Annotated in this window: 20 protein-coding genes and 1 other RNA gene; 16 read left to right on the top strand and 5 right to left on the bottom strand. The window is 38.7% G+C overall.

Going from position 1 to position 20,810, the window contains the following annotated elements:
* Positions 1-3: 3 nt before the first annotated feature.
* From pseC to GZA11_RS04290, 4 genes are all read right to left on the bottom strand, one after another.
* Complete coding sequence (gene pseC / locus GZA11_RS04305; protein ID WP_163183025.1) at positions 4-1,176, bottom strand: UDP-4-amino-4,6-dideoxy-N-acetyl-beta-L-altrosamine transaminase; 1,173 nt, start codon at positions 1,174-1,176, stop codon at positions 4-6.
* 18 nt (positions 1,177-1,194) lie between these two features.
* Positions 1,195-2,163, bottom strand: coding sequence for a UDP-N-acetylglucosamine 4,6-dehydratase (inverting) (pseB, locus tag GZA11_RS04300; RefSeq protein WP_163183023.1), 969 nt, complete (start codon positions 2,161-2,163; stop codon positions 1,195-1,197).
* 68 nt (positions 2,164-2,231) lie between these two features.
* Positions 2,232-3,203: a CgeB family protein gene (locus tag GZA11_RS04295; protein WP_163183022.1), complete on the bottom strand. Its 972-nt coding sequence runs from the start codon at positions 3,201-3,203 to the stop codon at positions 2,232-2,234.
* 68 nt (positions 3,204-3,271) lie between these two features.
* Complete coding sequence (locus GZA11_RS04290) at positions 3,272-3,538, bottom strand: hypothetical protein (protein WP_163183020.1); 267 nt, start codon at positions 3,536-3,538, stop codon at positions 3,272-3,274.
* 216 nt (positions 3,539-3,754) lie between these two features.
* On the opposite strand from GZA11_RS04290, the gene rpoN reads away from it, so the two are divergent.
* The 16 genes from rpoN (at position 3,755) to ssrA (ending at position 20,009) form a co-directional block, all read left to right on the top strand.
* Positions 3,755-5,077 carry an RNA polymerase factor sigma-54 gene (gene rpoN / locus GZA11_RS04285; protein ID WP_163183018.1) on the top strand — a complete coding sequence of 441 codons (1,323 nt, stop codon included), beginning with the start codon at positions 3,755-3,757 and terminating at the stop codon, positions 5,075-5,077.
* Between the two features lie 18 nt (positions 5,078-5,095).
* On the top strand, positions 5,096-5,359 hold the full coding sequence (locus tag GZA11_RS04280; protein WP_163183016.1) for a glutaredoxin family protein: 264 nt from the start codon (positions 5,096-5,098) through the stop codon (positions 5,357-5,359).
* Positions 5,360-5,485: 126 nt separating this feature from the next.
* Positions 5,486-6,499 (top strand): sugar-binding transcriptional regulator, encoded by a 1,014-nt coding sequence (locus GZA11_RS04275; protein ID WP_163183014.1) that lies wholly within the window; start codon positions 5,486-5,488, stop codon positions 6,497-6,499.
* A gap of 81 nt (positions 6,500-6,580) precedes the next feature.
* Positions 6,581-7,588: a type I glyceraldehyde-3-phosphate dehydrogenase gene (gene gap / locus GZA11_RS04270; RefSeq protein WP_038537249.1), complete on the top strand. Its 1,008-nt coding sequence runs from the start codon at positions 6,581-6,583 to the stop codon at positions 7,586-7,588.
* 184 nt (positions 7,589-7,772) lie between these two features.
* Positions 7,773-8,957: a phosphoglycerate kinase gene (locus GZA11_RS04265; protein ID WP_163183012.1), complete on the top strand. Its 1,185-nt coding sequence runs from the start codon at positions 7,773-7,775 to the stop codon at positions 8,955-8,957.
* 103 nt (positions 8,958-9,060) lie between these two features.
* Positions 9,061-9,822 carry a triose-phosphate isomerase gene (tpiA, locus tag GZA11_RS04260; protein ID WP_163183010.1) on the top strand — a complete coding sequence of 254 codons (762 nt, stop codon included), beginning with the start codon at positions 9,061-9,063 and terminating at the stop codon, positions 9,820-9,822.
* Entirely contained in the window at positions 9,815-11,347 is a 1,533-nt protein-coding gene (gene gpmI, locus GZA11_RS04255) for a 2,3-bisphosphoglycerate-independent phosphoglycerate mutase (protein ID WP_163183008.1), read from the top strand. The genes tpiA and gpmI overlap by 8 nt, the downstream gene beginning before the upstream one ends.
* A gap of 138 nt (positions 11,348-11,485) precedes the next feature.
* Positions 11,486-12,784 (top strand): phosphopyruvate hydratase, encoded by a 1,299-nt coding sequence (gene eno / locus GZA11_RS04250; protein ID WP_038537239.1) that lies wholly within the window; start codon positions 11,486-11,488, stop codon positions 12,782-12,784.
* 227 nt (positions 12,785-13,011) lie between these two features.
* On the top strand, positions 13,012-13,734 hold the full coding sequence (locus GZA11_RS04245) for a distant relative of cell wall-associated hydrolase-like protein (RefSeq protein ID WP_144242968.1): 723 nt from the start codon (positions 13,012-13,014) through the stop codon (positions 13,732-13,734).
* A 77-nt stretch (positions 13,735-13,811) separates the two neighbouring features.
* Positions 13,812-14,909: a hypothetical protein gene (locus GZA11_RS04240; RefSeq protein ID WP_163183007.1), complete on the top strand. Its 1,098-nt coding sequence runs from the start codon at positions 13,812-13,814 to the stop codon at positions 14,907-14,909.
* A 1-nt stretch (position 14,910) separates the two neighbouring features.
* Positions 14,911-15,252, top strand: a complete 342-nt coding sequence (locus GZA11_RS04235; RefSeq protein ID WP_038537227.1) for a hypothetical protein — start codon at positions 14,911-14,913, stop codon at positions 15,250-15,252.
* A gap of 100 nt (positions 15,253-15,352) precedes the next feature.
* Positions 15,353-15,586, top strand: coding sequence for a preprotein translocase subunit SecG (gene secG / locus GZA11_RS04230; protein ID WP_038537224.1), 234 nt, complete (start codon positions 15,353-15,355; stop codon positions 15,584-15,586).
* Positions 15,587-15,722: 136 nt separating this feature from the next.
* Positions 15,723-16,469: an alpha/beta hydrolase gene (locus GZA11_RS04225; RefSeq protein ID WP_163183005.1), complete on the top strand. Its 747-nt coding sequence runs from the start codon at positions 15,723-15,725 to the stop codon at positions 16,467-16,469.
* Between the two features lie 23 nt (positions 16,470-16,492).
* Entirely contained in the window at positions 16,493-18,835 is a 2,343-nt protein-coding gene (gene rnr, locus GZA11_RS04220) for a ribonuclease R (RefSeq protein WP_163183003.1), read from the top strand.
* A 223-nt stretch (positions 18,836-19,058) separates the two neighbouring features.
* Positions 19,059-19,526 carry an SsrA-binding protein SmpB gene (gene smpB, locus GZA11_RS04215; protein WP_038537216.1) on the top strand — a complete coding sequence of 156 codons (468 nt, stop codon included), beginning with the start codon at positions 19,059-19,061 and terminating at the stop codon, positions 19,524-19,526.
* Positions 19,527-19,680: 154 nt separating this feature from the next.
* Positions 19,681-20,009, top strand: a transfer-messenger RNA (tmRNA) gene (ssrA, locus tag GZA11_RS04210).
* Between the two features lie 426 nt (positions 20,010-20,435).
* On the opposite strand, the gene GZA11_RS04205 is transcribed toward ssrA, so the two are convergent.
* On the bottom strand, positions 20,436-20,600 hold the full coding sequence (locus tag GZA11_RS04205; RefSeq protein WP_081905084.1) for a twin-arginine translocase TatA/TatE family subunit: 165 nt from the start codon (positions 20,598-20,600) through the stop codon (positions 20,436-20,438).
* Between the last annotated feature and the right edge of the window lie 210 nt (positions 20,601-20,810).

Genomic DNA, 20,810 nt, shown 5'->3' with positions numbered 1-20,810 from the left:
TGATTAAGTCGAATACATGGAAATTACTTTTTTAACTGATTGAATGACATCTGATATGTCTTCTTGGCTCATTTTTGGGAATAAGGGAAGAGTAATCATTTCTTCATAAAGTTTTTCGGCATTGGTGCATAATCCTTTTGGATAGCCAAGTTGTTGATAATAAGGGAGAAGATAGACAGGGATATAATGAACATTTACTCCAATGTTCATAGAGAGCAAGTGTTCAAAGATTTCCTTTCTATTGACCGTTAATTGCTCCTGATTGAAACGAAGAATGTAAAGGTGCCAGCTAGATTGTCCGTCTGGATGTTGGTAAGGAATAGTGATTTGAGGAAGGTTTGAAAATGCGGCATTATATTGATCGGCATATTTTCTGCGGATTTCTATAAATCGGTCAATCTTTTTCAGTTGGCTTGTTCCTAGTGCTGCTTGGATATCCGTTAATCGGTAATTATAGCCAAGGAATTGCATCTCATAATACCATGGTCCATGTATTTCCTTCATTTTATTCCGGTCTCTAGTAATTCCGTGACTACGGAACTCCAATAGTTTTTCATAATATTCCTTATTATTCGTTGTGATAATGCCACCTTCTCCTGTTGTAATATGTTTAACAGGATGGAAGCTAAACATGGTCATATCACTGATGGAACCGATTTTTCTATTCTTATATTCGGCACCAAGGGCATGAGCAGCATCTTCGATTACAACGAGTCCATACTTTTTAGCAATCGAAGTAATTTCATCTAATGCAGCAGGTTGGCCGGTAAAGTGAACAGGTATGATGGCTTTGGTCTTACTGGTAATATGTTTTTCAATCTCTTTCGGATCGATATTGTAAGTTTTACTATCGATATCGACAAAGACAGGCTTTCCACCTTGATATAAAATACAGTTAGCGCTAGCAGCAAAGGTGATAGGGGTGGTAATCACCTCATCACCTTTTGTAATGCCAGCAGCGAAGCAGGCGCCATGCAGTGCCGCTGTCCCATTGGAAAAGCTCACAGCATATTTGGCGCCCACATATTCAGCTATTTCTTTTTCAAACTCCCTAACAGCCGGCCCAGTGGTTAAATAATCGCTTTTTAATACTTTGATAACTGCCTCGATATCATCGTCATCAATCCATTGACGGCCGTAAGGAAGTAAAGTGGCTCTTTTTGTGTTCTTTTCCATTTAAAGTCCTTCTCTCCGTTAGTCTTTGATCAGGTTTTTTAAGTCCTCAACCGATAACCATTGATCATTGGTATTACTGACATAGCTGAAACCTTCAGGCAATGGTTTTCCACCTTTAGCATATTCCACTTTCCACCAAGGAAATTCCGGTTGAATGACGTAATACGTGTCAAATGATAGGGTACGGCGAGCGTCGTCTTCGGTAATCATCGTTTCATGTAATTTTTCACCTGGACGGATTCCGATGATTTCAATTTCACACTCTGGTGCGATCGCTTTCGCAAGATCGACCACCCTCATACTTGGAATTTTGGGTACAAAGATTTCCCCGCCCTTCATTCGACCCAAATTATCTATGACAAATTGAACTCCTTGATCTAAGGTAATCCAAAATCGCGTCATTCTTTCATCGGTAATAGGAATTTTACCCGTTTGCTTCATTTTTTTGAAAAAGGGAACCACACTGCCTCGGCTTCCAACTACATTTCCATAACGGACTACGGCAAACCTAGTTTTTTTGTTTCCAACATATGAATTCGCAGCAATAAATAGTTTGTCTGAAGCTAGTTTCGTAGCACCATATAGATTGATCGGATTCGCCGCTTTATCTGTGCTTAGTGCGATTACTCTTTCCACGCCTCGGTCGAGGGCAGCTTCAATAATGTTTTGTGCGCCGTGAATATTCGTCTTTATAGCTTCAAAAGGATTGTATTCACAAATGCCAACCTGCTTTAAGGCAGCGGCATGGACAACAATATCAACCCCTTCAAAGGCTCTATATAATCGATCTTTGTCACGAACGTCACCAATAAAGAAACGAATTCTTGGATCTTTATATTCCTGGGCCATTTCAAATTGTTTTAACTCGTCGCGGCTAAAGATAATAACTTTTTTTACATCAGTTTCTAAAATTTTGCTGACAAATTTTTTTCCAAATGAACCAGTACCACCCGTTATTAAAATGGTTTTATCCTTTAGTTCATACAACTTTCTCCCTCTTTCTTTATTACATGTTTAGTAAAGAGTCTTTTCAAATTTGATCGTATCCTTGCAAGTTATGAAATTGTTCCTGTCACTTGTTCAATAATATATTTCACTCGATGAACAAATGTGTGACTCTTTAAGACACGGTTTCTTGCTTTTTGGCTGTAACTTTTTCTTAAATCATTATCATGGATATATTGATCGAGTAAGTGCATAAACTCTTCATTGTTGTTATAAGCAACGATTTCTTGTGATAGGTCAAATTGATGGCGTAGATCAGGTTTGTTTTCCACTAGTTGAAACCCTTGACAAGCAGCAATATCAAATGTTCGATTGTTTATGCTTTTGCTTTCCACCGACAGGGAATTTTGGTTTTTTGGAAAATGAAACGGTCGATGAGGATTTAATATGATTTTGGAGTTGGAATAGATTTTTCTTACCAAATCTGGTTTCAACCAATGGGGAAGAATCTTTAATTTGTCTATTTTTTTTGGAAAATACCTTTGCCAATTTGGCCCTACTAATAAAACAGTAAAGGAAGTATGTTTAAGAATTTGTTGAATAAGGTCTATCCTATTTGGATAGGGATAACCGACAAGACATATATCAAACAGTACGTGTTGATCTGACTCTTCAGGATAATATAAAGAAGTGTCTGTCCCTAATGGAAGATAAAAAAGATTGTTAGTAGTATTCGTGTTCTTGTAATATTCGTAAGCCCCTTTATCAATCGTAAATACATAATGGTACTTGTCCAATAGTAGAACGGAACGATCAATATAGTAGGGATCTTCTGTTAACCATACACAAAGTGCAATACCTTTCTCTTTTAGAGAATCTAATAATCGTTCATCTGTTTTATAACCTACAAAGGATAAAGCTACATCTGGTTGAAACTCTTTTACTTTGTTTATGCTTACGTCTGAATAGGTAGGGGGGATCGTCAAGATGGAATGGTTCAATGATTGAAAAGCTTTGATGATAGATTTCTCCAAATAGGGATAGACACCAAAAAAACCGGAGGAAATAAATAATATTTTCATTTCTTTTTCCTTATACCTTTTTAGTATTTTGATTGATGAGGTTGTCCTTATTTAGAAAACTATTTTAGTTAGTCGTCATCATCATCATCATCAACATCAGTAACTGAACAGCTTTCAATATCATCGATTCGAATAAATGTTAGTTGTTCTTCCATAAATGGTGACAGTGTATCTTGCTGATAAATTTTTACAATACCATATTTTGTACAATCATCTAGAACTCCTTGAATAAGATCACCACTTCTTGTTCTAATTGTAACGACGTAGTCTTCATATTCTTTCAGTTCACGGTATAATCCATAGCAGAAATATTCATGTTTACATTTAGTAGCCATATTTCTCCCTCCTTCTTTATTTTTTTAGAAAAAGAGATTCTAAACCATTCCTCCTTTATATAAGAAATGCAATAATTCTTCATATTGCTTAGACAATCTAATTAATTTTAAAATAATTTATAGTGAAAAATCAGAAAAAAATGGGTGAGAATACTGGAATTAGTTATTACATAAATAATTTTAAAAGTGTAAAATATAACTCGAGGGGGAAGAACAATGAATTTGAAGGCGGGTTTATGGCAGCAGCAAACACTTAAATTAATGATGACCCAGGAACTGACTCAGGCGATTGCACTGCTGCAATATTCAGCGCAGGAGCTAACAGCTTTTTTGGAGAATAAGGCACTTGAAAATCCCCTATTACAAATTGAACATGTGAATGTCCGTCCGATGAACCCATTAATTGATAGAAATCGTAGGAAACATGAAAAAACGGAAAAAGACTGGATTGAACAGATTGCCGATAGACCATTTTCATGGGAAGAACAACTAATCTCGCAATTGAATCTTAAAAAATTACCGGCGGAGCAGTTAAAGGTCATTCGTCATCTTATAAATAATCTTGATGAAAACGGTTACTTTAACGGTGACTTAAATGAAATTGCCCGGAATCTAAAGGTTCCGGTCGAACTTGCGGAGGATGGGTTGGCAGTCCTTCAAACACTAGAACCGGTAGGGATCGGGGCAAGAAATCTTCAGGAGTGCTTACTCATTCAAATTGACTATGAACTTCCTGATAACGATTTAGCCAAAAAAATTGTCACCGATTATTTTGTTCCATTTGCAGAAAAGAAATGGAGACGGATTGCAAAGGAACTTCAAGTAACACTTAAGGATATTCAAGAAATATTTGATCAAATCCAATTATTAAATCCTAAGCCCGGGGCTATTTTAGGGAGAGAGGCTGCCGCTTACATTATCCCAGATGTCATTGTCGAACAATCAGACGAAGGGTGGATCGTCCGCATGTTTGATGATCTTATCCCAAAAATTAGTTTTAATGAATCCTATTTCAATAGATTTAAAGACAAGGACCGTCAAGTAAGCCGGTTTTTGCAGGAAAAGGTACAAGATTACCAGTGGATTATCAAAAGTATTGAACAGCGAAGAGAAACACTTACAAAGGTTGTAACAAAGATTGTCGAAAGGCAGTCGGCATTCTTTCAAAAAGGCCCACAATTTTTGGCGCCAATGACAATGAAAGAAATTGCTGCTGAACTTGATATACACGAATCTACCGTTAGCCGAGCCGTACGGGAAAAATATGTTCAAACACCGGTTGGGACCTTTACCTTAAAATCATTTTTCACAAGCACGATTCAAACAACGGCAGGAGATGAAACCACCTCCTCTACTCAAGTCAAAAATGCGATTAGAAAATTAATCGAAATGGAAAATAAACAAAAACCATTGTCTGATCAAGAAATCGCCGAGCAACTAAAGGCAATGGAGGGTATGGTAGTATCAAGGAGAACCATCGCCAAATACCGGGATCAGTTAGGCATCCCATCCTCAACGAAAAGAAAGAGATTTAATTAATAGTAAGGAGTCATGATCATGTCGCAAACAACGATTACATTATATACAAGAAGCCGTTGTCCTTTATGCGATAAGGCTAAGGCAGCACTTTTAGAACTGAAAGAAGAATGGGATTTTGAACTAGAAGAAATTGACATTGAAAGTAGTGACGAACTGACAGAAAAATATGGCCTGATGATTCCAGTTGTTCACATTGACGGGGAAGAAGTCGCATACGGTTTCGTTAATAAGTTTGAAATTGGTGAACGCTTACAAGAAAAAATGGCGGGACATATTGGTTGAAATCCATTTTTCGCCCTGCTACAATAATATTTGTAGTCAGGGTGATTTTTTTTTGGATCTAGTGGGACATAATATGTCTAGGGTGGACATTTTTTGACCATCAGCATATTATAAAGGAGAAAACTTATGCAGTCATTCATCGATATTGCCAAAAGATTATTACCTGATTTCCTTCAAGTTTTGCAAAAAAGATACATGATACTGAAGTACATAGGATTTATGCAACCTGTAGGAAGAAGGAGTTTATCCGTGAGTCTAGGATTGACGGAAAGAGTTCTCCGTAGTGAAGTAGAATTCCTCAAAGAGCAGAATCTTATTTATACCAACAGTGTCGGCATGAGTTTAACACCCGAAGGAAAAAATTTATTAGAGGATCTGGAAGGGTTAATGCGTGAATGGAAGGGAATCGATGTTCTTGAGCTGGAATTAAAGCACCGGCTGGGAATTAAAAAGGTAATTATCGTCCCAGGAGACAGCGATGAGCAGCAGATGGTAAAAAGGGAACTTGGCAAAGCCTGTGCCATGCGAATGAAAAAATTGTTTTCAGGGAAAGATATCATCGCAGTTACAGGCGGGTCAACTATGGCTGCTGTGGCAGAATGGCTGTCGCCGGTTTCAGATGAAAATGAATTATTATTTGTCCCGGCGCGCGGTGGGTTTGGTGAAGATGTGCAAAACCAAGCCAATACGATTTGTGCAAACATGGCCAAAAACACCCAAACGAAAAATCGTGTTTTTTATGTCCCTGATCAGGTAAGCAAGGAAATCTATCATTCCTTGATTAAAGTCCCTGATATTCATGAGAATTTACAGCTAATTCGTTCAGCCAACATGGTTCTACATGGTATTGGAGATGCCATTAAGATGGCCGAACGAAGAAGAACAACACCCGACATATTAGCGAAGTTAAAAGAGGGCCGGGCTGTTGGTGAAGCCTTTGGCTATTATTTTAATGAAGAAGGGGAGATTGTTCACAAGGTCTCCACGATTGGACTTCAGCTTGAAGACCTGGCACATATTCCAAATGTGATCGCGGTTGCAGGAGGATCCACTAAGGCAAAAGCTATCAAGGCCTATATGAAGCAAGCCCCATCACAAACGATCTTAATTACGGATGAAGGCGCTGCTAGGCTCCTGTAAGTGATAGTCAACTTGTTTAATTGAAAGGGAAACTCCCTTTTAAAATATATTAATCCCTATCCAATTTAAGGAGGAATTATCATGACAGTTAAAGTTGGTATTAATGGTTTTGGACGTATTGGTCGTAATGTATTCCGTGCGGCATTAAAAAATAGCAATGTGGAAATCGTGGCAATCAACGATTTAACAGATGCTAACATGTTAGCCCACCTATTAAAATATGACAGTGTTCACGGTACTCTTGAAGAAGATGTAACTGTTGACGGTGAATATCTAATTGTTGGCGGTCAAAAAGTGAAAGTTCTTGCTGAACGTGATCCTGCACAACTGGGCTGGGGCGATCTTGGTGTTGACGTGGTTGTTGAATCAACTGGCCGCTTCACAAAACGTGAAGATGCAGCGAAACACCTTGAAGCAGGTGCAAAGAAAGTTATTATCTCTGCTCCAGCTACTAACGAAGACATTACAATCGTTATGGGCGTTAACGAAGACAAATATGATCCAGCAAATCATCATGTAATTTCTAACGCATCTTGTACAACTAACTGCTTGGCTCCATTTGCAAAAGTATTAAATGATAAGTTCGGAATCAAGCGCGGTATGATGACAACTGTTCACTCTTATACAAACGATCAGCAAATTCTTGACCTGCCGCACAAAGATTACCGTCGTGCTCGTGCTGCAGCAGAGAACATGATCCCAACATCTACTGGAGCAGCAAAAGCCGTTTCACTTGTACTTCCTGAATTAAAAGGAAAATTAAATGGTATGGCTATGCGTGTACCAACTAAGAACGTTTCTATTGTAGACCTTGTTGCTGAATTAGAAAAAGAAGTAACAGTCGAAGAAGTAAATGCTGCATTAAAAGAAGCGGCAGAAGGTGAACTAAAAGGAATCTTAGCTTATAGCGAACTTCCACTTGTTTCTAGTGATTACAATGGTTCAACTGCTTCTTCTACTATTGATGCCCTATCTACAATGGTGATGGAAGGCAGCATGGTGAAAGTATTGTCATGGTATGATAATGAAGTTGGATACTCTAACCGTGTTGTAGATCTTGTTGACTATATCGCTAAAAAAGGACTTTAATTCTTTCTGAAATTTTCATGTAAGTATTGGTGTCTTACCCACAATTTGTTTATAATGATTTATGGTATGATGGGGAGCGGGGAGTTGTCAGCCCCCTCTCCTTTTTGCTGTTTATGCTTTTTAAAGCATACAGCTCCCATGGTGATTTTTTAAAATAGCCAGTACATAAGGAGGTCCTTTTTCGATGAACAAAAAGTCTGTAAGAGATGTCGATGTGAAGGGGAAACGCGTTTTTTGCCGGGTGGATTTTAATGTTCCAATGCAAGACGGAAAAATTACCGACGACACTCGGATTCGTGCAGCGTTACCAACGATTCAATATTTAATGGACCAAGGGGCAAAAGTCATTTTAGCAAGTCATTTAGGACGTCCAAAGGGGAAAGTAGTAGAAGAAATGCGTCTTACCCCTGTTGCTTTAAGACTTTCTGAACTGCTTGGAAAAGAAGTGAAGAAGACAGAGGAAGCTTATGGTGAATCTGTAAAAGCGGTCATTGAAACAATGAATGAAGGAGATGTACTACTCCTTGAAAATGTCCGCTTCTATCCTGGAGAAGAGAAAAATGATCCGGAGCTTGCGAAGGCATTTGTAGAGCTAGCAGATATTTATGTGAATGACGCTTTTGGCGCTGCACACCGCGCACATGCGTCCACTGAAGGTATTGCTCACCACCTACCGGCTGTTTCCGGCTTTTTAATGGAAAAAGAGCTTGAAGTTCTTGGAAAGGCACTTTCCAATCCAGAGCGTCCATTTACGGCCATCATTGGTGGTGCGAAAGTAAAGGATAAGATCGGTGTTATTGAAAATCTTCTCGAACTAGTCGATAACTTGATTATCGGAGGGGGCCTCGCTTATACATTTGTAAAAGCAAAAGGGCATGAAATAGGCAAATCCTTACTTGAAGAAGACAAAATTGATTTAGCAAATTCCTTTATGGAAAAAGCGAAGCAAAAAGGCGTTAATTTTTACATGCCGGTTGATGTCATTGTAGCAGATGATTTCTCTGAAAATGCCAATACAAAGGCAGTTGCTATTGAAGAAATCCCTGCTGATTGGGAAGCACTAGATATTGGACCAAAAACACGAGAAATTTATCGTGATGTGATCCAAAAATCAAAACTTGTCATTTGGAATGGGCCAATGGGCGTATTCGAAATCGATAAGTTTGCCGGCGGAACAAAAGCGGTTGCAGAGGCACTGGCTGAGGCGGAGGACACTTACTCTGTTATTGGCGGTGGCGATTCAGCAGCAGCGGTTGAAAAATTTGGTTTGGGAGACAAAATGAACCACATTTCTACTGGTGGTGGCGCTTCTCTTGAATTTATGGAAGGAAAAGCTCTGCCAGGTGTTGTGGCATTAAACGATAAATAATAAGCGGGTATTATCATGTCCCGCACAGCTTCGCATGAAAGAGCGGGATCCGTTTTTTCCGTTCCTTCATGCGTTATACTCCACCATGAAAGGATGTTCCAGCATGCGTAAACCGATTATTGCAGGTAACTGGAAAATGCATAAAACGCTCTCTGAAGCGAAGAGCTTTGCGGAAGAAGTAAAGGGGCTTGTACCTGATGCGGACAAAGTGGATTCCGTTATTTGTGCTCCTGCATTATTCTTACAAAGTCTTGTTGAAACGACAAACGGCAGCAATGTGAAAATTGGTGCACAAAACATGCACTTTGAAGAAAAAGGTGCTTTTACTGGTGAGATCAGCCCGGTAGCACTTGCTGACCTTGGTATTCAATACGTGATTATCGGACACTCTGAGCGCCGTGAAATGTTTAATGAAACCGATGAATCAGTCAACAAAAAAGTGCTTGCAGCATTCAAACATGGGTTAACTCCTATTGTTTGTTGTGGTGAAACATTAGAGCAACGTGAACAAGGTGAAACAATGAACCTTGTCGCTTCACAAATTGAAAAAGCATTGAACGGATTGACTGAAGAACAAGCGAAACAAACGGTTATTGCTTACGAGCCAATCTGGGCTATCGGAACAGGTAAATCTTCGACAGCTGCTGATGCTAATGAGGTTTGTGCTCATATTCGCCAAGTCGTAGCGAAAGCATTTTCTGAAGATGTGGCAGCAGCAATCCGTATTCAATACGGTGGTAGCGTTAAACCTGAAAATATTAAAGAATACATGGCTCAGCCGGATATTGACGGCGCATTAGTCGGCGGTGCAAGCCTTGAGCCACAATCATTCCTACAATTATTGGGGGCGGGACAAAATGAGTAAAGCTCCTGTTGCCCTTATCATTCTAGATGGTTTTGGTTGCCGAGCTGAGCAAAAAGGGAATGCTGTTGCTCAGGCGAAAAAGCCAAATTTCGACCGGTACTGGAACACCTATCCACATACCCATTTAACAGCTTGCGGAGAAGCAGTTGGTCTACCAGAAGGACAAATGGGGAACTCGGAAGTAGGCCATTTAAATATCGGTGCTGGCCGGATTGTGTACCAAAGCTTAACACGTGTGAACATTGCGATCCGTGAAGGAGAATTTGAAAAAAATGAAACCTTCCTTGGGGCAATGGAGCATGTAAAGAAACATGGCACTAGCCTTCATTTGTTCGGTTTATTATCAGATGGCGGAGTACATAGCCACATTAACCATCTGTTTGCTCTTTTAAAGCTTGCAAAAGAGGAAGGCGTAGAGAAAGTTTATGTTCATGCATTCCTTGACGGCCGTGATGTTGGCCCGCAAACAGCACCAACATATATTCAGCAAACACTGGACAAAATGAAGGAGTATGGAGTAGGCGAATTTGCCACTATCTCGGGCCGTTACTATTCCATGGACCGTGACAAACGCTGGGAACGTGTTGAAAAATCTTACCGTGCCATGGTTTATGGCGAGGGTCCAACGTATACAAACCCATTAGAGGTAGTAGAGGATTCCTACGCTCACGGAATTTTTGATGAATTTGTCATTCCATCGGTAATGGTAAAAGAGAATGGTGAACCGGTTGCGACAATTAAAGATGATGATGCGGTTATTTTCTATAATTTCCGTCCTGACCGTGCCATTCAGATCTCCAACACCTTTACGAACAAGGACTTCCGTTCCTTTGACCGTGGACCAAAGCATCCGAACCATTTATTTTTTGTATGCTTAACCCATTTCAGTGAAACAGTTGATGGTTATGTTGCCTTTAAACCAACAAACCTTGATAACACATTAGGGGAAGTATTGTCACAAAATCAATTAAAGCAATTGCGCATTGCTGAAACAGAAAAATATCCTCATGTAACATTCTTTATGAGTGGCGGACGTGAGGAGAAATTCCCTGGCGAGGAACGCATCTTGATCAATTCACCAAAAGTACCGACTTATGATCTGAAACCTGAAATGAGTGCCTACGAGGTAACAGATGCACTGCTTTCAGAAATTGCACAAGATAAGTTTGATGCCATCATCTTAAACTATGCTAATCCAGATATGGTCGGTCATTCCGGAATGCTTGAGCCAACCATCAAAGCTGTTGAAGCGGTGGATGAGTGTTTAGGAAAAGTGGTAGATGCGATTCTAGAAAAAGGTGGTATAGCAATTATTACTGCTGACCATGGGAATGCAGATGAAGTGGTGACCCTTGATGGAAAACCAATGACAGCTCATACAACCAATCCTGTACCGGTGATTATCACCAAACCAGGTCTTGAGCTACGTGAAGATGGAATCTTAGGAGATTTAGCTCCAACCATGTTAGACCTTCTTAATCTTGAGCAGCCTGCTGAAATGACTGGAAAATCTTTAATTAAGTAATGATTAAGTCGCTTTGTAGCGAAATTCGATTATAAAATTAGAAAAACGGAAGAATCGTTTACTTGAAAGAGATCGATAATTCAGCGATGATTCCGTCTAAATGAACCTTTAAAAACTTTGTTAAGGAGAGATGAAAAAATGCCATTTATTGTTGATGTTTATGCACGTGAAGTATTAGATTCCCGCGGTAACCCTACAGTTGAGGTAGAAGTATTTACAGAATCCGGTGCCTTTGGCCGTGCTTTAGTACCAAGCGGTGCATCTACTGGTGAATATGAAGCTGTTGAACTTCGTGATGGAAATAAAGAGCGCTACCTTGGAAAAGGTGTTCTAAAAGCGGTTGAAAATGTAAATAACATTATTGCACCAATGCTTGTAGAAGATGGCTACAGCGTTCTTGATCAAGTAGCTGTCGATAAAGCGTTAATTGAATTAGACGGAACTGAAAATAAAGGAAAATTAGGAGCAAACGCTATTCTTGGTGTTTCCATGGCCGTTGCTCACGCAGCAGCAAACTACTTAGATATTCCATTGTATCAATACCTTGGTGGCGTAAACTCTAAACAACTTCCAGTGCCAATGATGAACATCCTTAACGGTGGTGCGCACGCTGATAATAACGTGGATATCCAAGAATTCATGATTATGCCTGTTGGTGCACCAAGCTTTAAAGAAGCACTTCGCATGGGCGCGGAAATTTTCCATAGCTTAAAATCTGTTCTAAAAGGCAAAGGCCTTAACACAGCTGTTGGTGATGAAGGTGGCTTTGCTCCAAACTTAGGTTCAAACGAAGAAGCCTTACAAACAATTATTGAAGCGATTGAAAAAGCAGGTTACAAACCAGGCGAAGAAGTAATGCTTGCTATGGACGTTGCCTCTTCTGAGCTTTACAACAAAGAAGATGGCAAATACCACCTTGCTGGAGAAGGCAAAGTGAAAACTTCAGAAGAAATGGTTGCATGGTATGAAGAGTTAGTAAACAAATACCCAATCATTTCCATTGAAGACGGATTAGATGAAAACGACTGGGAAGGCCACAAGTTATTAACAGAACGTATTGGTAAAAAAGTTCAATTAGTTGGTGACGACCTATTCGTTACAAATACGAAAAAACTTGCTGAAGGTATCGAAAAAGGCGTTGGTAACTCCATCCTTATCAAAGTTAACCAAATCGGTACTCTTACAGAAACATTTGATGCAATCGAAATGGCGAAACGCGCTGGCTATACTGCAGTTATTTCACACCGCTCTGGTGAAACGGAAGACAACACAATCGCTGACATTGCAGTAGCAACGAACGCTGGTCAAATCAAAACTGGTGCGCCATCTCGTACAGACCGTGTGGCGAAATACAATCAATTACTACGTATTGAAGACCAACTTGGTGAAACAGCTCAATACAATGGAATTAAATCTTTTTACAACTTAAAAAAATAATGGAATGAATATAATAAAAGGCATCCATCCCTAGGGATTGGGTGCCTTTTTCAATTTTGTTAAGGCAATTTTTTTATTTCCCCACTTGTTTGGGGAAAGTTGGTGTAAATGATTGATGAGGTTATCTAATTTTCCAGGGTTTAAAAATTTTCCCAACTTAGACAATAAAGGGGACTAAATAAACTTATAGAATTTTTTATGTGTATCCAAAATTAGGGGGGATGAAAATGCGGTTAAAAAGGTTTTTAGCATCAACGAGTTGTACATTAATGTTATTAGGAGGAGTAGGAGGTGTAGTAGAGGCTTCAACTAATGGAAGCAGTGAGCAGGAAGAGATCAAGATTGAACTTGAACAAAAAATTCCAGAAACTGAAGCCTTGAGAGAAAAAACCAAAACTGAGAAGGTAAATCTAAAAAAAGTTGAGAAAGAGCTTAAATGGATGAAGAAACATGCTCCTGAAAAATATGAGCAGGTTATGAACTCCAGTGATACAGTACAAGGTGAATATTCGACACTTTCTTCTAGTAATGCTCTTGGAACCAACGGAGATATTCTAATTACTTATGATAATAAAACTTCTGGATGGAATCATGGCCACGCTGCCATAGTTAGATGGGATAATTCCTATGTAATTGAAGCTTGGCCAAATGCTGGTGTTAGATATTATACTAACAATTGGAAGTCTCGTTTTACCACTTGGAAAGGATTATGGGTATCAGGTGCCGATGGCGCAGATTATGACTATGCAGAGTATTATGCGAGATTACAGCATGGCGATCCTTATAGTGTTGCATATGGGAAGTATCAAGATTCTTACTGGTATTGTTCTTTATTAGTTTGGAAAGCATGGTATCAAGCTGGATTTGATCTTGACGATGATGGTGGTGTTCTTGTGACACCAGGTGATATTGACCAGGATTCACAGACAATTACATTTGCTTCTCGATAAATTTATTTGTATTTTCTTATAATAAGAGCATAATAGTTTAATTTTATGCTCTTATTATTTTCAATGGGAGTGATTACATGAATTTACGATTTAAGAAATTATATATATATATTAGCATTTTTATTGTATTATTTTTTTTTTCATACTTTATTGTCAAAAAAGTGGGATACTTTAATAATCAAACAGATGAGCCGGTATATCAGAGTATGAATATAGAAGAGAAGTTTTTTGACCAAACCAGTAATGGAATTGTTCCCAATGATTTACTTCTTCTTTACTCCCATCCTTTTAATAAAAAATCATATCTATTAAAAACCAAAGAAAAACAAATTGAACATGAAGTTTTAATTGAAGAAAATGGATTATTTTACATTGATGAAAATAGTAATAATAAAAATATTATTTTATGGTCAAATCTTGGCAATTCTCTATTTGAAATTGAACAGGATGGGTATAAGCAAAATAAGGTCGAAATTGGGCAACCTTTAAACTTTATTGTAAAGGAGAAAGACATAGAGATATTATCATTGAATACTAGTACCACAGAAAACTCTATTTTAATTAATATTAGGGGGGAACAGTTTAAATTAATATTTAAACCATTAATAATTAATGCAACCCATGATGAGCAATATATTTATTTATTTGGTGACATTATTGAGGAAGAAAGATCAGTGGTTTATGTTATAAGTAAAAGTTCAAAGCAGGTTATTAAAGAAATTCCTATTAAACAAAATCACGCTAGTGACATGCTGATTTTTAATAATAATTTAGTTATTTCAACTGAAAAAAGGCTAACTATAATTGAGAAAGAGTCCTTTAATGTTGATTATATTGATATAAATAATAAATTATTATCATTTGACCAGCTACATACCTATCATAATAAGCTTTTTGTTAGTTATTATGATAAAGGATATACAGGACTTGTTATATTGGACGAAAATTTTAAGGTACTTAAATATAAAACTTTTAATTTTCCTTATATGAGGGCTAAATTTAATGGAACTTATTTGTATGTTATGTCGCAGGTAACTACGAGTTATAATAAGACGGGACATGGAATAATTGGGGTATTTAATATTGAAAAATTTAAAAAAATTGGACAACTCAAAACACCTGAAAAGGAACACAAGCTTCAAGACTTTTTTATTTTAAAAAAAGGGGATAATTAGTATGGGTCCAACATTAGATACATGGATTTGGGTTATATATTATGGATTTTTCTTTATAACGTTTATAGCCGCGATAGTTGCCAGTGTTGAAAATCTAATTAAACGAAGATATTCGGTCATGACAATTTTATTAATACCTATATTTATAGTGATGGTTGCATTAAATAGTATGAATCGATTAGACCAAAATGAGTGGGAATATTGGTTGACGTCCTTACTTCGTGGGGAATTATGGTCTTGGATATGTTTATTGATGATCCTGTATATCTTTTTTTGGTGGATGTTAATGATCCAATGGCGATTCAATAAAAAGGATAAGGAAATAAAGAACCGTAGTATGTGAGAACAAAAAACTGTCTACCAATACTCGTGTATTGTGAAACCGGTTAGAATATGGTAAATTTAAAATAATGTTTATTGTACGTTCTAGGAGGTGGCCTTTCATGCATACATTATTAATTACCTTATTAGTCATTATAAGTGTTGCATTAATCATTATAGTCTTACTTCAATCAGGTAAAAGCGCTGGTTTATCCGGTGCCATTTCCGGCGGGGCAGAAACCCTTTTTGGTAAGCAAAAAGCGCGGGGAATCGATCTAATATTGCATCGTATTACGATCGTGTTAGCGGTATTGTTCTTCTTGCTTACACTTGCGGTTACGTATTTCGAAATTTAATCATAAAGAGTCAAAACCTGGCCAATAACGCTAGGTTTTTTATTTTGCCTCATAATAAGGCGTTTTAATGGAATGTTCATATCTGGTTTGCTTAAACTAAGGAATAGTGAGATTTTTGGATTAAAGGAGTTTTATTATGAAGATAGCAATGCCAAAACCATTTACTTTTGAAGGAGGAAGTCGTGCGGTGTTATTACTGCACGGTTTTACTGGAAATTCCTCAGACGTTCGGATGCTAGGCCGTTTTCTTGAAAAAAAAGGCTACACTTGCCATGCGCCACATTATAAGGGGCATGGTGTACCGCCAGAGGAGCTTGTTCATACCGGCCCTGAAGACTGGTGGCAAGATGTCATGGAAGGATACCAATTTTTAAAAAATAAGGGCCATGAAGAAATTGCAGTGGCTGGTCTTTCTCTAGGCGGCGTATTTTCTTTGAAATTGGGTTACACTGTACCTATAAAGGGAATTGTAACCATGTGTGCGCCAATGCATATTAAAAGTGAAGAAGTCATGTACCAAGGTGTGCTTCAATATGCCCGGGAATTTAAAAAGCGGGAAGGAAAATCGGACGAGCAAATCGAAAAGGAAATGAACGAGTTTAAAAAAACGCCAATGAATACGTTAAAAGCTCTCCAAGATTTAATTGCGGAGGTTCGTGATAATGTAGATATGATTTATGCACCAACCTTCGTCGTACAAGCCCGTCACGATCACATGATTAACACGGAAAGCGCCAATATTATTTATGAAAATATTGAATCTACGATGAAGGAAATCAAATGGTATGAAGAATCCGGTCATGTCATCACACTGGATAAAGAAAAGGAGCAGCTACACGAGGATATATATACCTTTTTAGAAAAGCTGGATTGGCGTGAATAAAATCCTGAAAAGGAGGGATTAACTTGGAAAATAATATTCAAAAGCATGTCGATCGCCTTTTGCAATTTATGAAGGATGAGACATACAAACCATTGACCGTTCAAGAATTAGAAGAAGCTTTTGGCATTCAGGATTCGGCTGATTTTAAAGATTTTGTCAAAGCGCTTGTTCAAATGGAAGAGAAGGGTTTGGTCGTACGGACACGTGCCAACCGCTATGGTTTGCCTGAAAAAATGAACTTAATTCGTGGCAAATTAACCGGACATGCGAAAGGATTTGCGTTTGTTGTTCCAGATGAGCCAGGAATGGATGATATATTTATTCCCCCAACAGAAACAAATAATGCCATGCATGGGGATACTGTTTTAGTCCGTGTTTCATCTGAAAGTACTGGCCAGCGCCGCGAAGGAAGCATCATCCGAATTATTGAGCGCGGCATCCAACAAATTGTTGGAACGTATGTTGAAAGCAAGAATTTTGGCTTTGTCATACCTGATGATAAAAAATTTACAAGCGATATTTTTATTCCGAAAAATGCTTCTAAAGGAGCTGTTGAAGGTCATAAAGTCGTTGTCAAGCTTACCTCTTATCCAGAGGGAAGAAAAAGTGCCGAGGGAGAAGTCATTTCGATTCTTGGGCACAAAAATGACCCAGGTGTCGACATCCTTTCCGTTATACATAAACACGGTTTGCCGCTTTCGTTTCCAGATGATGTATTAGAGCAGGCGAACCAGGTGCCTGATATCATTGATGAAAGTGAATTGGCGAACCGCCGCGATCTCCGCAATGAGATCATAGTAACGATTGACGGTGCCGATGCCAAGGATTTGGACGATGCAGTTACGGTTTCAAAGTTAGATAACGGCAATTACAAACTGGGCGTACATATTGCGGATGTTAGCTATTATGTAAAAGAAGGAACTCCGATTGATAGGGAGGCGGCAGAGCGGGCGACAAGTGTGTATTTGGTAGACCGGGTGATTCCGATGATCCCTCATCGGTTATCCAATGGGATCTGTTCGTTAAATCCAAAGGTGGACCGATTGGTGTTATCCTGTGAAATGGAAATTAATCCAGACGGCCAAGTAGTATCACACGAAATTTTTCAAAGTGTGATTAAAACAACCGAACGGATGACGTATCATGATGTAAACCGAATCCTTGTCGATAAAGATGAAGAGACCCGTGCAAGATATGAATCGCTTGTCCCTATGTTTGAATTAATGGAGGAACTGGCATCCATTCTCCGCCAAAAACGTATGAAGCGTGGTGCGATTGATTTCGATTTTAAAGAATCAAAGGTCTTAGTGGATGAAGAAGGAAAACCGACCGACGTCATCCTGCGCGAACGTTCTGTAGCGGAACGGCTGATTGAGGAATTCATGCTAGTGGCGAACGAAACAGTCGCAGAGCATTTCCATTGGATGGATGTGCCTTTCATTTATCGTATACACGAAGATCCGAAAGAAGACAAACTGAGGAAGTTTTTTGAGTTTATCACTAATTTTGGCTATATTGTAAAAGGAACGGCCAATAACGTACATCCACGGGCACTTCAGGAAATTATTGAAGAGGTGCAAGGTAAACCAGAGGAGATGGTTGTATCAACGGTAATGCTGCGTTCCATGCAGCAGGCAAAATATGATCCGGAAAGTTTGGGACATTTTGGGTTATCAACCCAGTTTTATACCCACTTTACCTCACCGATTCGCCGCTATCCGGATACGATCGTTCATCGGTTAATTCGCACCTATATTATTGAAGGTAAGCTAGATGAAGAAACACGAGCGAAATGGAACGCTCAGCTTCCAGCCATTGCGGAACATTCATCTAAAATGGAACGCCGTGCCGTGGAAGCCGAACGGGAAACAGATGAATTGAAAAAAGCGGAATTTATGGCCGATAAGATTGGTGAAGTTTACGATGGTATTATCAGCTCTGTGACCAATTTTGGGATGTTTGTCGAACTTCCGAATACAATTGAAGGTCTCGTGCATGTTAGCTATATGACAGATGATTATTACCGATTTGATGAGCGTCATTATGCGATGATTGGTGAGCGGACGGGAAATGTATTCCGAATTGGAGATGAAATTACTGTTCGTGTGGTAAATGTCAACAAAGACGAACGCTCCATTGATTTTGAAATCGTTGGTATGAAAGGAAGCCGCCGCAGGAATAGACCAGATGTGCCGAAGGTCATTAAAACAGGTAGTGATACAAGCAAGCCGCGCCGAAATAAGCAGGGCGCTCGTAACCAAGAAGGCCAACACAAATCGGGCAATGGTAGTAAATCCAAAAAGAAACGCAAATTTTACGAGAACGTTCCAAAATCTAAAAGCACTAAACGAAAAAAACGTCGATAATAATGGAGGGCCAGCTTGCAGGCTCTCTTTTGTTGTTAAGGTTAGGACTGAAAAGCAAACAAGGATTATGTGTTAGAAATCAAAATGGTTAGTTATTTGAGACAAAATGCTAGGATAGAAAATGTCTCTACAACAGCAACCGTTCTCTATCAACTAACTAATTAAAATCATTGTTCTAAAATGACCATTCTGTTAAAATGGACACGTAAACGAGGTGAACATCATGCCAAAAGGTGAAGGAAAAGTAATCGCCCAAAATAAAAAGGCATACCATGATTATTTTATCGAGGAAACATACGAAGCTGGCATTGTCCTTCAAGGTACTGAAATCAAGTCGATTCGCGCAGGTAAAGTGAACTTGAAAGATTCTTATGCCCGAATTCACAATGGAGAAGTATTCCTTATTGGTATGCATATCAGTCCGTATGAACAGGGAAACCGTTACAACCATGATCCATTAAGAGACCGCAAGCTATTGCTGCATAAACGTGAAATTCTGAAACTGTATGGTGATACAAGAGAAGCAGGATACTCTTTAGTTCCATTAAAACTTTATTTAAAAAATGGTTTTTGCAAAGTGTTGCTTGGTCTTGCCAAAGGTAAAAAGAACTACGATAAACGGGAAGCCTTAAAGCAAAAAGAAGCGAAACGTGAAATCGAGCGTGCTTTTCGCGAGCGTCAAAAAATGTAAATTGTAAGTTTGGTGTTTCTTACAGATACTTACAATTGAAAAATATCGATGATGTTGTTATAATAAACTTGTCGCTAAGATGAGTGACATAAACTTAGCTCAAAAACTTCATGCCAGTTTCCGAAAACGTCTTTAATTATTATCATGGGGACGCTACGGATTCGACAGGGGTAGTTCGAGCTTAAGTTGCGAGTCGAGGGGATCGGCCTCGTAAAAACGTCAAAGCCAATAACTGGCAACAAACAACTTTCTTTAGCTGCCTAATTTAACGCAGCTGTTCGCCCCTCCATCGCCTGTGTGGTAGGGTAGCGGACTCATCGATAGCAGGCTACGCCGGATTCCACCGCCTGAGGATGAAGGAAGAGAACAATCAGGCTAGCTGATCGGACGCCTGTCGATAGGCAAAAGACTCAGCGAAACTGAATATATCGACTACACTCGTAGAAGCTTAAGTGGCGATATCTTTGGACGCGGGTTCGATTAATGATTAGTCGCCTTATGTGGTAACACATAAGTGAAAATCCGGCTTTATCGGTGAAACCTAAGTCACTTGAAAAAAGTGATATGGCAATGCCGAGCGGTATGTGGAGTAATCCAACAGCCGTGTATCGACTCATAGGCTGCCACAATAAGGTGGTAGTACTAGGATGCGAAATTTCTACCTAATGAGGTAAATTTATGTTTCGCATAATACGCCGGAGGACCTGTTCATGCACAGGTTCAAGATATAGTCAGTGCCATTGCGAAAGCATGGAAACACACGTCCCGCCGTCTCCACCATACATAAAGTTGAATCAAATTGCTAAAACGGTAATAGCTTCTGAAAATAATAATGAATTAGGATAAAATCAAAAAAGGTGGATTATCGTCTCAGACACGATGAACCACCTTTTTTATATAATATCGTATTTATTTTTCGTGATTATCATCAATTATTCCTTTTGTTGATTGTTTAAATTCCCTAAGTGTAGATCCAAATGCTCTTCCAATTTCAGGTAGTTTGGAAGGGCCAAATATAATAAGAGCTAGCATTACAATGAGTATTAAACCTGGAATTCCGATGTTTTGTAGCATAGTTTCCCTCCTAATATATCTTTTGTAATTCTTCTTTGAACCACCATTTCTACTATTGATTCAGGTAACAAACTCGTTAATATCAATTTCCTTACCAAGATTTTTTATCCTTGATTAAACTTAATGATTGTGGTAAATCTCGGACGATAGTTCTGATTGAAATATAATTTTAAGATCATACTTTTAATTAGATTCGATACTTTTTCTAAA

The sequence above is a fragment of the Neobacillus sedimentimangrovi genome (assembly GCF_010614825.1).
GTDB classification, from domain to species: Bacteria; Bacillota; Bacilli; order Bacillales; family Cytobacillaceae; genus Neobacillus; species Neobacillus thermocopriae.
The sequence above is the reverse complement of the archived record's forward strand: the minus strand, read 5'-3'. Positions and strand labels throughout refer to the sequence as shown.

What these genes read in the sequence shown, in the direction of transcription:
- pseC (WP_163183025.1), bottom strand. Translation starts at nt 1,176, where the DNA reads ATGGAAAAGAACACAAAAAGAGCCACTTTACTTCCTTACGGCCGTCAA.
- GZA11_RS04295 (WP_163183022.1), bottom strand. Translation starts at nt 3,203, where the DNA reads ATGAAAATATTATTTATTTCCTCCGGTTTTTTTGGTGTCTATCCCTAT.
- GZA11_RS04290 (WP_163183020.1), bottom strand. Translation starts at nt 3,538, where the DNA reads ATGGCTACTAAATGTAAACATGAATATTTCTGCTATGGATTATACCGT.
- rpoN (WP_163183018.1), top strand. Translation starts at nt 3,755, where the DNA reads ATGAATTTGAAGGCGGGTTTATGGCAGCAGCAAACACTTAAATTAATG.
- GZA11_RS04280 (WP_163183016.1), top strand. Translation starts at nt 5,096, where the DNA reads ATGTCGCAAACAACGATTACATTATATACAAGAAGCCGTTGTCCTTTA.
- GZA11_RS04275 (WP_163183014.1), top strand. Translation starts at nt 5,486, where the DNA reads ATGCAGTCATTCATCGATATTGCCAAAAGATTATTACCTGATTTCCTT.
- gap (WP_038537249.1), top strand. Translation starts at nt 6,581, where the DNA reads ATGACAGTTAAAGTTGGTATTAATGGTTTTGGACGTATTGGTCGTAAT.
- GZA11_RS04265 (WP_163183012.1), top strand. Translation starts at nt 7,773, where the DNA reads ATGAACAAAAAGTCTGTAAGAGATGTCGATGTGAAGGGGAAACGCGTT.
- tpiA (WP_163183010.1), top strand. Translation starts at nt 9,061, where the DNA reads ATGCGTAAACCGATTATTGCAGGTAACTGGAAAATGCATAAAACGCTC.
- gpmI (WP_163183008.1), top strand. Translation starts at nt 9,815, where the DNA reads ATGAGTAAAGCTCCTGTTGCCCTTATCATTCTAGATGGTTTTGGTTGC.
- eno (WP_038537239.1), top strand. Translation starts at nt 11,486, where the DNA reads ATGCCATTTATTGTTGATGTTTATGCACGTGAAGTATTAGATTCCCGC.
- GZA11_RS04245 (WP_144242968.1), top strand. Translation starts at nt 13,012, where the DNA reads ATGCGGTTAAAAAGGTTTTTAGCATCAACGAGTTGTACATTAATGTTA.
- GZA11_RS04240 (WP_163183007.1), top strand. Translation starts at nt 13,812, where the DNA reads ATGAATTTACGATTTAAGAAATTATATATATATATTAGCATTTTTATT.
- GZA11_RS04235 (WP_038537227.1), top strand. Translation starts at nt 14,911, where the DNA reads ATGGGTCCAACATTAGATACATGGATTTGGGTTATATATTATGGATTT.
- secG (WP_038537224.1), top strand. Translation starts at nt 15,353, where the DNA reads ATGCATACATTATTAATTACCTTATTAGTCATTATAAGTGTTGCATTA.
- GZA11_RS04225 (WP_163183005.1), top strand. Translation starts at nt 15,723, where the DNA reads ATGAAGATAGCAATGCCAAAACCATTTACTTTTGAAGGAGGAAGTCGT.
- smpB (WP_038537216.1), top strand. Translation starts at nt 19,059, where the DNA reads ATGCCAAAAGGTGAAGGAAAAGTAATCGCCCAAAATAAAAAGGCATAC.
- GZA11_RS04205 (WP_081905084.1), bottom strand. Translation starts at nt 20,600, where the DNA reads ATGCTACAAAACATCGGAATTCCAGGTTTAATACTCATTGTAATGCTA.